Origin of the sequence: Actinospineispora eucalypti (assembly GCF_039543365.1) — a bacterium.
Classification (GTDB): Bacteria; Actinomycetota; Actinomycetes; order Mycobacteriales; family Pseudonocardiaceae; genus Pseudonocardia; species Pseudonocardia eucalypti.
On record NZ_BAABJP010000008.1, the window covers coordinates 349,399 to 363,979 of the forward strand.

Sequence of the window (14,581 nt, forward strand, 5' to 3'; positions counted from 1 at the left end):
CCTCGTGGGCTTTCAGGCCATGACCACGCCGCCGTCGATCATGATCGACTGGCCGGTCATGTAGTCGGAGTCCTCACTTGCCAGGTAGGAGACGAAGTTGGCCACGTCCTCCGGGGTCTGCACCCGGCCGAGCGGGATGCCCTGGGAGTAGCGGGCCAGCGCCTCCCCCTTGCCGGTGCCCAGGTAGCCGCCCAGCTGCTCGTCGATCAGGTCCCACATGTCGGTGCCCACGATTCCCGGGCAGTACGCGTTGACCGTGATCCCGTGCTCGGCCAGCTCCTTCGCCGCCGCCTGGGTCAAGGCCCGCACGCCGAACTTGGTGGCCGAGTAGTGCCCCAGAAAGGCGTATCCGGAGTGGCCGGCGATGGACGCGGCACTGATGATCTTCCCGCCGCCGCCCTGCGCGATGAACCGCTCGGCGGCCGCCTGCATGCAGTAGACCACCCCGTACACGTTCACCTTGAAGATTCGTTCCAGGTCCTCCGGGGTCACCTCGAGCAAGGTCTTGACCTGGGCGATCCCCGCGTTCGCCACCATCACGTCCAGCGCCCCGAACCGGTCGGCGGTCTTCGCCACCAGGTCGAAGACGGCCGCCCGGTCGGTCACGTCCCCCGGCAGGGCCACGGCCCACCCACCGGCCGACTCGATCTCCTCGGCGACGGCGGAGGCGGTGCCGGGGTCCAGGTCGTTCACCGCGACGGCCAGCCCGTCGGTGGCCAGCCGCAGCGCGATGGCCCGCCCGATCCCCCGGCCGGCCCCGGTCACCAGCGCCACCCGCGCGCTCACGCCAGGCCTCCCGGCGAGACCAGGATCTTCACGTGTTCGTCCTTGTTCTCGATCAGCTGCCGGAACCCGCCCTCGACCAGCTCGTCCAGCCCGATCCGCGCGGTGATGAACTGGCCGGCCTCGACCGTCCCGTCGGCGAGCAGCGCAATGGTCGCCGGGTGGTCGCCGCAGTAGGCCAGCGAGCCGATCACCGACACCTCGGCGGCCACCAGCGCGTTCATCTGCACCGTGGCCGGGTGCCCCCAGATCGCCACGTTCACCACCTGCCCGCCGGGGCGCACCGAGCCCACCGCGCTGGCCAGCACCGCGTCGATGCCCGCGCACTCGAAGGCCACGTCCGCCCCGGCACCCTCGGTCAGCGCGCGGACCTCGGCCGGCACGTCCACCTCGGTCGGGTCCAGCACCACGTCCGCGCCCGCCGCCGGCGCCTTCGCCTTCCGCGCGGCGGCCGGTTCCACCGAAATGACCTGGCCGGCCCCCTGGGCCTTCAGCGAGGCGATGGTGACCAGGCCGATCGGGCCGGCCCCGAACACCACGGCGGTCCCGTCCTTGGGCAGCGCGGACAGCCGCACCGCGTGGTAACCCACCGCCAACGGCTCCACCAGCGCGCCGACGTCGGTGCCCAGCTCACCCAGCGGGTGCACCCACCGCTGGTCCACCACGCAGCGCTCGGAGAAGCCGGCGCCGGGCGACCCGGACAGCCCGACGAAGCCGAAATTGCGGCAGATGTTGTACCGGCCGGCGGCGCAGGCCGCGCAGCTGCCGCACACCAGGTACGGCTCCACCGCCACCTTGTCGCCCACCCGAAGCCCGGTCACCCCATCGCCGAGCTCGGCCACGGTGCCCGCGAACTCGTGCCCCATGGGCACCGGCAGCGTCGCCCCGGAGATCGGGTGCGGGCTGCCCGGGGGCGGAATGAACAGCGGCCCCTCCAGGAACTCGTGCAGGTCGCTGCCGCAGATCCCGCACCAGTCCACGGCTATCTTCACCTGGCCCGGACCGGCCTCCGGCTCGGGTATCTCATCGATCCGGATGTCACCCCGGCCGTGATATCGCGCCGCCTTCATCTGACCTCCTGGTAGTGCGCCCCGGTCGTCAGCAGTCCGCGCGCGGCCGCCTCGGCCAGCGCCGCGCGCACGTTCAGCACCGTCGGTCCGTCGCCGGCCAGGCTCACGGTCACCGGCGTCGCCGGGCCGAACTCCAGCTCCCGCTCGCCGTCCACGGCCACGGTTCCCCTGGTCACCTCGCTGGACACCACTTGTCCTTCACGCAGGGCGCCGAACTCCCGCACCCCGACCGAGGCGAGTACCCCGGGGGCGATGGGCGCCAGCACCCGCCGCGTCCCCGGGCCGCCGTCCCCGAGCCGGACCAGCACGCCGCCCGGCTCGCTCCGGCCGACCGGCGACAGCAGCCCGGCGATGCTGGAAAGGCCGATGGCGTGCGGCTCGGCGAACGCGCAGTACAGCTCGCGCAGCGTGCCGACCTCCCACAGCGCCCTCGCCCCGACGTGCGACACCGTGCTCACGCACACGTCCACCAGCGCGGTCTCGTATGCGTCACCGCAGCGCACCCGCAACGCCTTGGCCCGGTAGGTGACCGCCTCGCCAGCCAAGCGGCCGGTAGCCAGCAGCCCGGCGGCGGTGCCGGCCACGGTGGCTTCCCACATCTCCGGGAACGCGTTGTTGGTCCCGGTGGAAAGGGGCAACAGGGGCAGGTCCGGGCACTCCGGCGCGGCCGCGCGCACCGTGCCGTCCCCACCCAGCAGCACCAGCACCGCGACGCCGCGGGCCCGCATCGCCCGGGCCAGCGCCCGGGTGTCGTCGGCGTTGCCGCGCGGGTCGTCCAGCTCGCGGAACTCCAGCTCCGGCCAGCGCCCGTCCCGGGGGCCTCGCTTACCGGCCGCGCGCAGCACCCCGGCCGCGACGCCCATCGCGTCGGTGGACAGGTACACCCGCTCCACCCCGACCGCCCCGGCGGCCGAGATCAGCCGCAGCACCATGTTGGTCTTCTCCGCGTTGGGGAAGACCGAGGCCCGCGCCACCAGGCGCCGGATGTCCCGCCCGGACATCGGGTTGGCGATGATGCCCAGCGCGGACCCGGGCACCACCGGCAGCTCGGCCGACACCGCCGACTGGACCGCCGCGCCGTTCCGGTCGCCGTCGTCCGCGCCCACCAGCCAGCCTCCTCGCCGTCGTGTGTCCTACCTCACCGTGCCAAGCGGAGGAAGGCAACGGTTGCACGGCGGTTGCAGCGCCGAGTTGCCTCTCCTGGCCATAGCGTTCCGCTGAACGCGGTGCCCACCGCCTGGAGCCGAGCCCGACGCGACCGAATCGCCGGACGACCGGCCAGCGGTCAGCCGACGCCGACCGTCTGCCGGTCCGGTTCGATGATCCCGACAACACGCTCCTGGTCTCGCGGGTACGGCTGACCGATGTACTTGGTGGAGACCTCATCAATGATCGCCCAGGCCGCATCGCCCTCGAGCCACTCGATCACGCGGCCGCGCACGACCACCGGTTCGAAGGGGTTGTCCGGCGTCGTCATGGACAGCGCCACCCGGGGGTCGCGGCGGAGGTTGCGGGCCTTGCGTGAGTGCGGACCGGTGAGGAAGACGACGTGATCGCCGTGGGTGGCGACCCAGAGCGGCACGGTGTGGGGCGAACCGTCCGGCAGAACGGTCGCCAGGTGGGCCAGCGAGGTGCTGTCTACGGCGCGGCGTACGTCGGGGTTGAGCATCGGGACCATTCCCTCCAGAGTTCCTTCAAGAGACTCCAAAACCATAGCGCATAGAGTTTCTTAAAGGAACCCCAACCGCTAGACTCGCATCATGCAGCGCACGGACTTCAGCGAGATGGCCTGCTCGATCGCGCGCACTCTCGATGTGATCGGCGAGCCGTGGTCGCCCCTGATCCTGCGGGATATCTGGGTCGGCATCTCCCGGTTCGAGCAGATCCAGGCCGACCTCGGCATCTCGCGCAAGGTCCTGACGGAGCGGCTGAGCCATCTCGTCGACCGGGGCATCATCGACCGCCGCCCCTACGACCGGCGTCCTCGGTACGAGTACGTGCTGACCGACCGGGGAACCGAGCTGGTCGACCTGCTGATGGTGATGGTCCGCTGGGGCGACAAATGGCTCGCCGGCGAGGCCGGTCCGCCGGTCCTCTACCGGCACCGCTCCTGCGGTGAGGTCAACCGCGTGGACCTGCGATGCGCACAGTGCGGCGAGCCGATGCACGCCGGCGACGTCGACCTGATTCCGGGACCGGGCGCCGCGACCTGAGGCGCCGGTTCAACGGAAGAGCGCGCGCACCCCGGGCGCGGTGGACCGTGCCAACAGCGGACACTCGGCGAGGTCGGGAAGCTGCACGTCGACCCCCGGGGCGATCCGGTACGGCCGGGCCAGCAGCAGCCCGCCCAGGCTGCGGCGCAGCCGGGAAAGCTCGGCGCGCACGGTGACCAGGTGCTGTGCGTCGCCGTAGAGCGCGTGGCTGAGCTCGGTGCCGGTCATGCCCGCGTTGCCGGCCCTGGCCAGCAGCAACAGCAGCTCGGCGTGCCGGGTCGACAGCGGGTGCAACCAGACGCTGGTGCCCTCGACGACCGCGCGGGGCGGCCGGTGGTCCAGTTCCAGGCGCAGTCGCAGGCGCGCCCCGGTGGCCGGCTGCGGCGCTCGCAGCAGCCAACCCCCGGGCACCGGCTCCGGGTGACACAGACCCAGCCGGGGTACCGCGAGCGGCTCGCCCTGGCGCGGCGCCGGAACCCGGTCCAGGGTGGGCATGCCGGCGGCGGCGGCCACCCAGCCGTGGTCGTCCACCACCAGCCCGGGACCCCTGATCCCGGCCAGCAGCGGAGCGCCCACCGCGCGCAGCGCGTCCAGCCGGCCCTCGTGCTGCCGCCAGAGGCTGGACTCGGCCAGCTTGACCGCCGTACACACCAGGGCGACCGTCGTCGGGTGCACGGTGTGCGCCGGCCCGGACACGTCGACCACGCCGAGCAGCTCGCCGGTGCGCGGGTCGTGCACCGGGCAGGCCGTACAGGTCCAGGCGTGCTGGCGGCGGACGAAGTGCTCGGCGGAGAAGATCTGCACCGGCGCCGCCTCGACCAGCGCCGTACCGATGGCGTTCGTGCCGACCACGCCCTCGGACCAGTCCACACCCTCCACGAACCCCAGGTGGTCGGCGTGGTGCCGGATCTTCGGCGGACCCTCCCGCCACAGCAGCACGCCCTGCGCGTCGGTGATCACCATGACGTGCCTGGCGTCCTCGGCCACCGAGGTCAGGCTGGCGCGCAGCTCGGGCAGCACCCGGGCCAGCGGCGATCTCAGCCGGCGCCGCTCGACCTCCTCCGCCGCAACCGGGCCCGGCGGGTCCCCCAGGTCGGGGCTGACGCCCTGGCCGCGCACCCGGGTCCAGGAGCGGGCCACCAGCTCTCTCGGCCGGGCCGGCGGCCGGTCACCGGCCAACAGGGCGTCGTGCACCCGGGCCAGCAACCGGGCGTGCCGGCCGAGGTCCACTCCGGGACGGACCGCGCAGACGCCATCGTCCACCGAACTACCTCCGAGAGCGGCGGACCGACGATTCCGCCGCCCGGGCCAGACTAACCCGGAACGCGCTGGCTGAGCACGCGCCCAGTTCGGCGCGTGCGGGCCGCTAGGGGGCGCGGGTGGCCGGCGCCATGGGGGGCGCGGGCTCGGTCGGCGCCACCGCTGGCACCCTCGGCGTGCCGTAGAGCACCCCGGCCACGATGACCACCCCGGCCAGCAGTTCCACCCAGCTCGGCCGCTCACCGAGCACCACCATCGCCAGGGCGATCCCGACCACCGGGATCAGCATGCAGTACGGGGCCACGATGCCGGCCGGGTAGCGGGCCAACAGGATCGTCCAGATTCCCTGGCCGACCACCGTGGCGAAAACGACCACGTAGCCGAGCGCGGCCAGGGCGGCCCAGCCGGACGGGGTGAACGCGGTGTCCAACGCGGTGACGACGGCCGCCTTTCCCTCCACGAACCAGGACAGCGCGAACAGCGGCACCGGTGGTACGACCGACATCCAGAGCATGAACCGCATCGGGTCCTCCGGCGCCGCCTTCCGGCTGCACAGGTTGCCGAACGCCCAGCTCAGCGCCGCGAGCAGGCCGAGGGCCAGCGGCAGCATGGGCGCCACGGCGGACCGGGCGGCGGCGATGGCCACCAGCCCGCCCACGGCCAGCGCCACCCCGGTGGACTGCCGCCAGGTCAGCCGTTCGCGGAGCAGCACCGCCCCGAGCAGCACGGTGAACGGCGCGGATGCCTGCAGCACCAGCGACGCCAGACCGGTTGGCAGCCCGTTGGCCATGCCGAGGAAGAGGAACGCGAACTGCGCCGTACCCACCCCGAGCCCGTAGCCGAACAGCCACCACCGGTTCCCCTTGGGCGGCCGGACGAACAACACGGTGGGCACCGCGAGCACCAGCCACCGCAGGCAGGCCAGCAGCAGCGGTGGGAAGTGCTCGAGTCCGACGTGTATGGCGAGGAAGTTGCCACCCCAGAAGATCACGACGACGAGAGCGAGCAACTTGTCGCGTACCGTCACGCCTCCACGGTTGACGACCGCAACAAAGAAGACAATCAATAAGAGTTTGCAAGTACGTTTAGATTTGCTTCATGGACGTTCGCCGGCTGCGGATCCTGCGTGAGCTGGCCGACCGCGGCTCGGTGTCCGCCGTCGCGGCCGCGCTGGCCTTCACCCCCTCGGCGATCTCCCAGCAGCTGCGCACCCTGCAGGAGGAGGTCGGGGTCACGCTGCTCGAGCCGGCCGGCCGGGGCGTCCGGCTCACCGACGCGGGCCGTGCGCTGGCCCGGCACGCCGACGCGGTCCTCGCCGCGCTGGCCGAGGCGGATGCGGCGGTGGAGGAGTTCCGATCCCAGCCGCGGGGCCTGGTCCGGATGGCGATGTTCAGCTCGGCCGCCCGGCTGCTGCTCACCGGGCTGCTCCGGCGCATCTCGGCGCTGTCCCAGGTGGAGCTCCGGTTCAGCGACGTGGACATGACCCCGTCCGACGTGCCCTCGCTCACCGCCGACTTCGACCTGGTGGTGGCCCACCGCGACGAGCACGCGGCCCCGTTCCCCTCGGACCGCTGGGAGGTGGTGCACCTGCTGCGCGAACCCCTGGACGTGGTTCTGCCGCCCAGGCACCCGTTGGCCCGCCGGCGGCGGCTGCGGGCCGGCGACCTGGTGAACGAGTCCTGGATCAGTGTCCAGGAGGGCTTCCCGGTGGACGACGTGCTGCGCTCCATCGCGCTGCGCACCGGCACCCGGCCCCGGGTGGTGCAGCGGATCAACGACCTCGCGGTCACCGAGCAGGTGGTGGCGGCCGGCCTGGGGGTCGCGCTGCTGCCCCGCTACTCCACCGACCACCGGGGCGGGCGCCGGCTGGTCTGCCGCGAGCTGACCGGGGTGCGGGCCGCCCGGCACGTGGAGGCGGTCGCCCGGCGGGACGCGTTCGCCCGGCCGGCGGTGCGCGCCGTGATCGATGCGCTGCGCGCGGAGGTGGACGAGATCCGGCGCCGGTAAGCCGGTCGCGCGGCACCCCGGCTAAGGTGCCGGCATGACCAGCGGCGACGGCACGGCCGACGAACCGGTGCTGTCCCGGCTCGCCCGCGACCCGCACCCCACGGTGCACCGCGCGGCGCTCGCCGCGCAGCATCCGCGCTGGGGTCTGGCCACCATGTCGTTGCTCGTCCTGGGCCTGGTCGCGGCATTCGCCAGCTTCGCCCCGCTGGCCGGAGCGGTGGTGCGCCGGTGCGCCTCGCCCGGCGCGCCGCTGTGCACGCCGTCCGCGCAGGCGGTGATCCCGGCGATGCCGGTCGCCGCGCTGATCCTGGGCCTGGCGGTGGCCCTGCTCGCCGGCCGCTGGCTGGCCCGCCACAACGGCACTCCGGAGTGGGCCGCGCTGGCGGGGTGGGCGCTGTTCCTGGCCGGCGCCGGTGCGGCGCTCGTCCTCGGGCTCGCGCCCTGACGGCTTCACGCAGCGACCCGGCGGCTACCGGCTTCCCCGCCGAACTCCAACCGCTGCCCGATGTGCTGCCCGGGCCGGGCGACCCACCCCTGCGGGTGCTGTTCTGCGGCATCAACCCCGGCCTGGTCTCGGCGGCCACCGGCCATCACTTCGCCCGCCCGGGCAACCGGTTCTGGCCGGCGCTGCACGGTGGCGGGTTCACCCCACACCAGCTGCGACCGGACCAGCAGGGCGAACTCCGGGCGCTGGGCATCGGCCTGACCAACCTGGCGCCGCGCCCCACTGCCCGGGCCGACCAACTCGACACGGACGAGCTCCGCGCCGGAGGTGAGCGGCTGCGGGAGCTGTGCTCGCGACTGCGCCCGCGCTGGCTGGCGGTCGTCGGCATCACCGCCTATCGCACCGCGTTCGCCGAGCCCCGCGCCGCGATCGGCGAGCAGGCCCGCGAAATCGGCGAGACCCGGATCTGGGCGCTGCCCAACCCCAGCGGCCTCAACGCCCACTGGCCGCTGCCCGCCCTGGCCGACGAGTTCGCCCGGCTGCGCGCGGCGGTCGAAGCGAGTTAGTCGACCGCCGGCCGTTTGCGCCAGGTTATCCCGAGCAGCACGAAAACCACCACGGTGACCAGCACGTAGCTGGCCCCGACCACCTGCTGCACGGTCGACCAGGTCACCTCGACACCCGCGACCCCGCCGTGCGGCAGGAACTGGTGCGGCGCCACGACGAAGATCACCGTGAGCACGCCGGTGACCGCCGCCCACTGCCGGGAGCCGGCGCGCCACGCGGAGACTCCCGCGATCAGGATCGCCGGCGCCACCCACACCCAGTGGTGCGACCAGGAGGTCGGCGAGGCGAGCAGCGCCACGCCGGCCAGGGCCACCAGGGCCAGCGGCCGGGGGGCCTTGCGCAGCACGGGCAGCGCCAGCAGCAGCACCGCCGCCGAGAGCACCAGCCAGACGACCTTCAGCTCCAGCCCGGCCACGCCGGCCCGGGCGAGCACCGCCTGGAAGGTCTGGTTGGTGAAGAACGGGGAGCCGCTCACCCCGCTCACCGCGGACATGCCGCCGCCCCAGTAGCGCAGCGAGGACGCCGGCGCGACCAGCGCGCCGATGCCGGTGGCCACCGCCGCCGCGACCACCGTGGTGGCCCCCGCGCGGTAGTCCTTGCGCAGCAGGAAGAACAGCACGAACGCGGCCGGGGTCAGCTTGATCGCGGCGGCCAGCCCGATCAGCATCCCGCGCGGCCAGCGGGTTCGCGCGGCCAGGCAGTCCACCGCGACCATGGCCATCAGGATCAGGTTGACCTGGCCGAAGCGGAACGTCTCCAGCACCGGTTCGAAGACCAGGCTGGCCGGCAGCAGCGCCGAGGTGGCGGCCAGCGCGCCGGCGGACCCGCCGGTCGGCCACAGCCGGCGCAGCACCACGTAGAGCGTGACCGCCAGGGAGGCCAGCGAGACGATGAACAGGCTGACCCAGGCGGTGGTCCACCCGACCACCGTGAGCGGCACCATGAGCAGCGCGGCGAACGGCGGGTAGATGAACGGCAGCACATTGCCGACGCTGGTCTGGGGCAGCGCGCCGTACAGGTCGCCGCCGGACAACCAGGCCCGCACGCCCAGCCGGTACACCTCGAGGTCCAGGAAGTAGCCGTGCAGGTGGACGAGCAGCGCCACCACCGCCACCGCGAGCACCGGCAGCGAGACCCGGTAGATCAGGGCCGGCCGCTCGCGCAGGCGCGCACCGAGTTCACCGAGCCGACCGCGTGTCGCCTGTAGTTCCGCAGTCACAACCCGGTTCCCCACTCCCCACCGAACAGCCAAATCAGGCACAACCGTATCGTCGCCGCCGATGACGCCCCGAGGGGGCGCCTCACTTGATGCCGGCCGCGTCCATCCCCCGCATCTCCTTCTTCAGCTCGCCGATCTCGTCGCGCAACCGGGCGGCCAGCTCGAACTGCAGGTCACGGGCGGCCGCAAGCATCTGCTCGGACAGCTGCTGGATGAGGTCGGCCAGCTCCGCGCGCGGCATGTTCCTGGTGTCCCGACCGGCCACGATGCCCGAGCTGGCGCTCGCCCGGCCCGGCTCGCCGGCGGCCCGCTTGCCGCGCGACTGGTTGCGGCCCGAACCGCCCACCTGCACCTCTTCGGACTCCCGGTACACCTGGTCCAGGATGTCCGCGATCTTCTTCCGCAGCGGCTGCGGGTCGAGGCCGTTGGCCTCGTTGTAGGCGACCTGCTTGGCCCGCCGCCGGTCGGTCTCGTCGATGGCGTACCGCATCGAGTCGGTCACCGAGTCGGCGTACATGTGCACCTCGCCGGACACGTTCCGGGCCGCCCGGCCGATGGTCTGGATCAGCGAGGTGCCGGAGCGCAGGAAGCCCTCCTTGTCCGCGTCCAGGATGGCCACCAAGGACACCTCGGGCAGGTCCAGGCCCTCACGCAGCAGGTTGATGCCGACCAGCACGTCGTAGTCGCCCTGCCGCAACTGGCGCAGCAGCTCCACCCGGCGCAGCGTGTCCACCTCGGAGTGCAGGTAGCGCACCCGGATGCCCAGCTCCAGCAGGTAGTCGGTGAGGTCCTCGGCCATCTTCTTGGTGAGCGTGGTGACCAGCACCCGCTCGTCCTTCTCGGCCCGGTCCCGGATCTCGTGCACCAGGTCGTCGATCTGCCCCTTGGTCGGCTTGACCACCACCTTCGGGTCGACCAGGCCGGTCGGCCGGATCACCTGCTCGACGAACTCGCCGCCGGTGCGCTGCATCTCGTACGGCCCCGGGGTCGCCGAGAGGTAGACCACCTGGCCGATCCGGTCGGCGAACTCCTCCCAGGTCAACGGCCGGTTGTCACACGCCGAGGGCAGCCGGAAGCCGTACTCCACCAGGTTCCGCTTGCGGGACATGTCGCCCTCGTACATGCCGCCGATCTGCGGCACGGTCTGGTGCGACTCGTCGATGACCAGCAGGAAGTCCTCCGGGAAGTAGTCGATCAGGGTGGAGGGCGCCGACCCCGGGCCCCGGCCGTCGATGTGCCGCGAGTAGTTCTCGATGCCCGAGCAGAACCCGACCTGGCGCATCATCTCCACGTCGTACTGGGTGCGCATGCGCAGCCGCTGCGCCTCCAGCAGCTTGCCCTGGCCCTCCAGCTCGGCCAGGCGCTGCTCCAGCTCGGTCTCGATGTCCCGGATGGCCCGTTCCATCCGCTCCGGCCCGGCCACGTAGTGGGTGGCCGGGAAGATCCGCACGGCGTCCACCTGCTTGAGCACGTCCCCGGTGAGCGGGTGCAGGTAGTAGAGCGCCTCGATCTCGTCCCCGAAGAACTCGATCCGGATGGCCAGCTCCTCGTACGCCGGGATGATCTCCACGGTGTCCCCGCGCACCCGGAAGGTGCCGCGGTTGAAGGCCATGTCGTTGCGCGTGTACTGGATGTCCACCAGCGCGCGCAGCAGCAGGTCCCGGTCGACCTCGGTGTTCAGGTCCAGCTTCACCGAACGGTCCAGGTACGACTCCGGGGTGCCCAGGCCGTAGATGCAGGACACCGAGGCGACCACCACCACGTCCCGGCGGGTGAGCAGGTTCATCGTCGCGGAGTGCCGCAGCCGCTCCACGTCGTCGTTGACCGACGAGTCCTTCTCGATGTAGGTGTCGGTCTGCGCGATGTACGCCTCGGGTTGGTAGTAGTCGTAGTACGAGACGAAGTACTCGACCGCGTTGTTCGGCAGCATCTCGCGCAGCTCGTTGGCCAGCTGCGCGGCCAGGGTCTTGTTCGGCGCCATCACCAGGGTGGGCCGTTGCAGCCGCTCGATCAGCCAGGCGGTGGTCGCGGACTTGCCGGTACCGGTCGCGCCGAGCAGCACCACGTCCTGCTCGTCGGCGCGGATGCGCCGTTCCAGCTCGTCGATGGCGGCCGGCTGGTCGCCGGCCGGACGGTACTCGCTGACCACCTTGAACCGGCCCTCGTCCCGGGGCACCTGGGCCAGGGTGCGGTCGTCCGAAACGGCGATGTCTGGGTGTTCGGTCGCGAATGCCACGTTATCGAGGGTAAGCCTTCGGTCTGACAAGATTTCCGGCGATGGCACACGTGCACCCGCCCAAGGTCGAGACCTTCGACGTGCCGGCCCGGACCAACACCGACCCCAAGGGGTTCGTCCGGCCGGTCGACGAGTACCGCACCGAGCAGTTCGGCCTCTACCTGCGCCGGCCGATGCAGGACCACCCGAGGGTGGCCTGGATCGAGTCCTGGCTGCTGCCGGCGCTCGGGCTGCGGGTCACCGACTGGGGCTGGCGACCGGGCCACGAACGCGACCAGGACTTCTACCTGGACATCGTGGACGTGGACCGCGACGGCGACGTGTGGCGCACCGTCGACCTCTATCTCGACCTGGTCACCCGCGCCGGCCGGGACACCCAGGTGCTGGACCTGGACGAGTACGTGCTCGCGGTAGCCGACGGCCTGATCGACTCGGCCACCGCCGAGCGCGCCCTGGCCGTCAGCTACCGCGCGCTGGCCGGGCTGGCGGACCACCAGCACGACCTGAATGCCTGGCTTTCCAGTGTGGGCGTGGCGCTCACCTGGTACAACCGAACCCGCTGAGGGTCAGCTGTCGCCGCCGCCCCCACCCCTCGGGTACTCGCGGGGCTCGGTGTTGCCACCGCCACCGCCGCCACGGTTGCCGGCGCCGCCCGACTCGCTGTTGCCACTGCCGCCCCGCGAGCCGCCGCCGCTGTTGCCGTTCTCACCGCCGCCGCTGGTGCCGCGGCTGTGCTCGCCGCCACCACCGCCACCGCGCCCGGCGTTCGACTCGCCGCGGGGCGAGCCGTCCCCGCCGCCGCGCTCCCGGGTGGGCTGCTCCTGCTTGGGCTCCGGCTTGGGCGTGTAGGCCGGCCGCTCACGGGTCTGCTCGTGGGTGGTCGGCCGGACCACCGGCTCACGGGTCGGCTCCGTGGTCCTCGGCCGGGGGGCCGGAGTGGCGGTCGGCTTGGGCTGGGTGAACTCCGGCTTCGGCTCCGTGACCTCCGGCTTGGGCTGCAGGACCTGCGGCTTCGGCTGGGTGACCTCCGACTTGGGCTCGGTCACCTCCGGCTTGGGCTCGGTGGTCTTCGGCTCCGTGGTCTTCGGCTCGGTGGTCTTCGGCTCCGTCGTCACGTCGGGCCGGGGGAACTCCACCGGCGGCCGTGCGGCCGGGATGGTCGGCCGGGTGTTCGGCTGCTCCGGGATCGTCACCTCGGGCGTGGTCGGCTTCGGCTCCGCGCTGGACGTGGGCAGCTCGGCGGTCGGCTCCTCGGCCGGCTTCCTCGGGTCGGACGGCTTGACCGGGAAACCCGGCCCCGACCAGTCACCCGGCCTGGGCGCCTCGGTCCACGGGCGACCCGGGTCGTGGCCCTTCGACGGTTCGGTCGTCGGCTCCTCGATCGGCCGGGGCAGCGGGAAGGGGCGCTCCGGCCAGGGCACGTGGGTCGTCGGCGGACGCGGGTGGTCCGTCGGCGGACGCGGGTGGTGGGTCGGCGGCCACCACGGGCCGTCGTCGTCACCGTTGTGATCACCATCGTGATCGTTGGGGTCACCGTCGTGGTCGCCGTTGTGATCACCATCGTGATCACCGTTGTGGTCCCCGTCGTGATCGTTGTGATCGCCGTCGTGGTCGTTCCAGTCACCATCGTGGTCGTTGTGGTCACCGTCGTTGTCGTCGTCCCAGTCGGGCACGTCGACCGGGTCCGAGTCGCCCGCCTTGGAACCGGGGCCGAGCACGGTGACGCCGTTCGGCAGGACGCGCGAACCCTGGGGCGCGGTGGCCCCCGGGCGCAGCGTCACCAGCTGCTCGCCCGGCTTGAGCACCTCGGCCACGGCCGGTACCGGCCCGGACGCGGCGTCCGGCACCGGGCTCGCGGCGGGCGAGAGCGCCACCGGCGCGGGCAGCGGCGCCGCGCCGGAAACCACCGACTGGGCAACCACGGTGACCGCGCCCAGCGCGCCGACGGTCAGCACGGCGGCGGTCGCGGCGGTCGTGGTGCGGTTCATCGCGTCCGCCCGCCGGATGACCGCGTCAACCGGGGGCAGGGCGACAGATTGGGTCAGATCCTCATCGAGGCGCCGGAGTGCGGCGGCTCCGAGGTCGACGTTGTCGGTCACAGGTCCTCCCAGTTCGCGGTGGGTGGCACGGTCGGCGGGCGCAACGCCATCAGGTCGTTCAGCTCCCGTCGCGCGAAGGCGAGTCGCGCCTCCGCCACCCCGATGTCCAGTCCTTCAAGCTCGGCGATCTCGATCAGCGGCGCGTGCGCGATGTCGGCAAGCACCAACACCCGGCGCCGGTACGGCGGAATTTCCGCCAGAGCCTCGAGCACCGCCCGGTGCTGGGGGTCGTCGGTCGGGGCCTCGGCCGCACCCTTGGACTTCTCCAGCCCGAACTTGGCCAGCACCCGGCGCCACTTGCTGTTGCTGCCGCGCACCGCCATGTGCCGGATCCAGCCCGCCGGGTCGGGCAGCTCGCGGATCTCCGACCACCGCTGCCACGCCCGCGCGTAGGCTTCCTGCACCAGATCCTGCGCCTGGGTCGCGTTGAGCGTGATCAGGCACAGCTGGGCCACCAGCCGCGGGTAGTTCGCCTCGAAGTGCGCGCCGAACTCGGCACGCGGGCTCGACGGCTCCATGACCGTCGTCGCGCCCGGATCCCCGAGCACCGTGGTCGCTGCCACGTCACCGGGTGGCGGCTGGTAGTACATTGGCCGCTCCACGTCATCCCCTTCGCATGCGTACTAGTAGGCAGGCGCCACCGGACGCCCGCCCTCGCGCCCAGTGTGTCGAACGGCGGATC

The 14,581-nt window shown here is 72.5% G+C and carries 15 protein-coding genes; 5 read left to right on the forward strand and 10 right to left on the reverse strand.

Annotated features, from left to right (window positions below; genetic code table 11):
- Positions 1-12: 12 nt before the first annotated feature.
- From ABEB12_RS12620 to ABEB12_RS12635, 4 genes are all read right to left on the reverse strand, one after another.
- Entirely contained in the window at positions 13-786 is a 774-nt protein-coding gene (locus ABEB12_RS12620) for an acetoin reductase (protein WP_185061656.1), read from the reverse strand.
- Positions 783-1,853, reverse strand: coding sequence for an alcohol dehydrogenase catalytic domain-containing protein (locus tag ABEB12_RS12625; protein ID WP_185061655.1), 1,071 nt, complete (start codon positions 1,851-1,853; stop codon positions 783-785). Before ABEB12_RS12625 ends, ABEB12_RS12620 begins: the two co-directional genes overlap by 4 nt.
- Complete coding sequence (locus ABEB12_RS12630; RefSeq protein ID WP_345702771.1) at positions 1,850-2,959, reverse strand: NAD(+)/NADH kinase; 1,110 nt, start codon at positions 2,957-2,959, stop codon at positions 1,850-1,852. The genes ABEB12_RS12625 and ABEB12_RS12630 overlap by 4 nt, the downstream gene beginning before the upstream one ends.
- 179 nt (positions 2,960-3,138) lie before the next feature.
- On the reverse strand, positions 3,139-3,522 hold the full coding sequence (locus tag ABEB12_RS12635; protein ID WP_185061654.1) for a TIGR03618 family F420-dependent PPOX class oxidoreductase: 384 nt from the start codon (positions 3,520-3,522) through the stop codon (positions 3,139-3,141).
- 91 nt (positions 3,523-3,613) lie between these two features.
- Here ABEB12_RS12635 and ABEB12_RS12640 point away from each other — a divergent pair, with 91 nt between their 5' ends.
- On the forward strand, positions 3,614-4,066 hold the full coding sequence (locus ABEB12_RS12640; protein ID WP_185061653.1) for a winged helix-turn-helix transcriptional regulator: 453 nt from the start codon (positions 3,614-3,616) through the stop codon (positions 4,064-4,066).
- A gap of 9 nt (positions 4,067-4,075) precedes the next feature.
- Here the strand turns inward: ABEB12_RS12640 and ABEB12_RS12645 are convergent, their stop codons facing one another.
- Both ABEB12_RS12645 and ABEB12_RS12650 read right to left on the reverse strand, forming a co-directional pair.
- On the reverse strand, positions 4,076-5,329 hold the full coding sequence (locus tag ABEB12_RS12645; RefSeq protein WP_185061652.1) for a GAF domain-containing protein: 1,254 nt from the start codon (positions 5,327-5,329) through the stop codon (positions 4,076-4,078).
- Positions 5,330-5,432: 103 nt separating this feature from the next.
- Positions 5,433-6,353 (reverse strand): EamA family transporter, encoded by a 921-nt coding sequence (locus ABEB12_RS12650; RefSeq protein ID WP_185061651.1) that lies wholly within the window; start codon positions 6,351-6,353, stop codon positions 5,433-5,435.
- 71 nt (positions 6,354-6,424) lie between these two features.
- Here ABEB12_RS12650 and ABEB12_RS12655 point away from each other — a divergent pair, with 71 nt between their 5' ends.
- From ABEB12_RS12655 to mug, 3 genes are read left to right on the forward strand one after another with little or no spacing between them, the layout of a single operon-like run.
- Positions 6,425-7,333, forward strand: coding sequence for a LysR substrate-binding domain-containing protein (locus tag ABEB12_RS12655; RefSeq protein ID WP_185061650.1), 909 nt, complete (start codon positions 6,425-6,427; stop codon positions 7,331-7,333).
- 34 nt (positions 7,334-7,367) lie between these two features.
- Positions 7,368-7,778, forward strand: coding sequence for a hypothetical protein (locus ABEB12_RS12660; RefSeq protein ID WP_185061649.1), 411 nt, complete (start codon positions 7,368-7,370; stop codon positions 7,776-7,778).
- Positions 7,779-7,831: 53 nt separating this feature from the next.
- On the forward strand, positions 7,832-8,344 hold the full coding sequence (gene mug, locus ABEB12_RS12665) for a G/U mismatch-specific DNA glycosylase (protein WP_221498259.1): 513 nt from the start codon (positions 7,832-7,834) through the stop codon (positions 8,342-8,344).
- On the opposite strand, the gene ABEB12_RS12670 is transcribed toward mug, so the two are convergent.
- The gene (locus ABEB12_RS12670) at positions 8,341-9,564 is read right to left on the reverse strand and encodes a glycosyltransferase 87 family protein (protein WP_185061648.1); all 1,224 of its coding nucleotides are present in this window, start codon (positions 9,562-9,564) and stop codon (positions 8,341-8,343) included. The two genes, mug and ABEB12_RS12670, sit on opposite strands and share 4 nt — an antisense overlap.
- Before the next feature lie 82 nt (positions 9,565-9,646).
- A complete protein-coding gene (gene uvrB, locus ABEB12_RS12675) occupies positions 9,647-11,800 on the reverse strand; it encodes an excinuclease ABC subunit UvrB (RefSeq protein WP_185061647.1) in 2,154 nt (717 codons plus the stop codon).
- Between the two features lie 41 nt (positions 11,801-11,841).
- Here uvrB and ABEB12_RS12680 point away from each other — a divergent pair, with 41 nt between their 5' ends.
- On the forward strand, positions 11,842-12,363 hold the full coding sequence (locus ABEB12_RS12680; RefSeq protein ID WP_185061646.1) for a DUF402 domain-containing protein: 522 nt from the start codon (positions 11,842-11,844) through the stop codon (positions 12,361-12,363).
- 3 nt (positions 12,364-12,366) lie between these two features.
- Here ABEB12_RS12680 and ABEB12_RS12685 read toward each other — a convergent pair whose 3' ends face one another.
- Positions 12,367-13,899 (reverse strand): hypothetical protein, encoded by a 1,533-nt coding sequence (locus tag ABEB12_RS12685; RefSeq protein ID WP_185061645.1) that lies wholly within the window; start codon positions 13,897-13,899, stop codon positions 12,367-12,369.
- A complete protein-coding gene (locus ABEB12_RS12690; RefSeq protein WP_185061644.1) occupies positions 13,896-14,501 on the reverse strand; it encodes a sigma factor in 606 nt (201 codons plus the stop codon). Before ABEB12_RS12690 ends, ABEB12_RS12685 begins: the two co-directional genes overlap by 4 nt.
- Positions 14,502-14,581 lie beyond the last annotated feature (80 nt).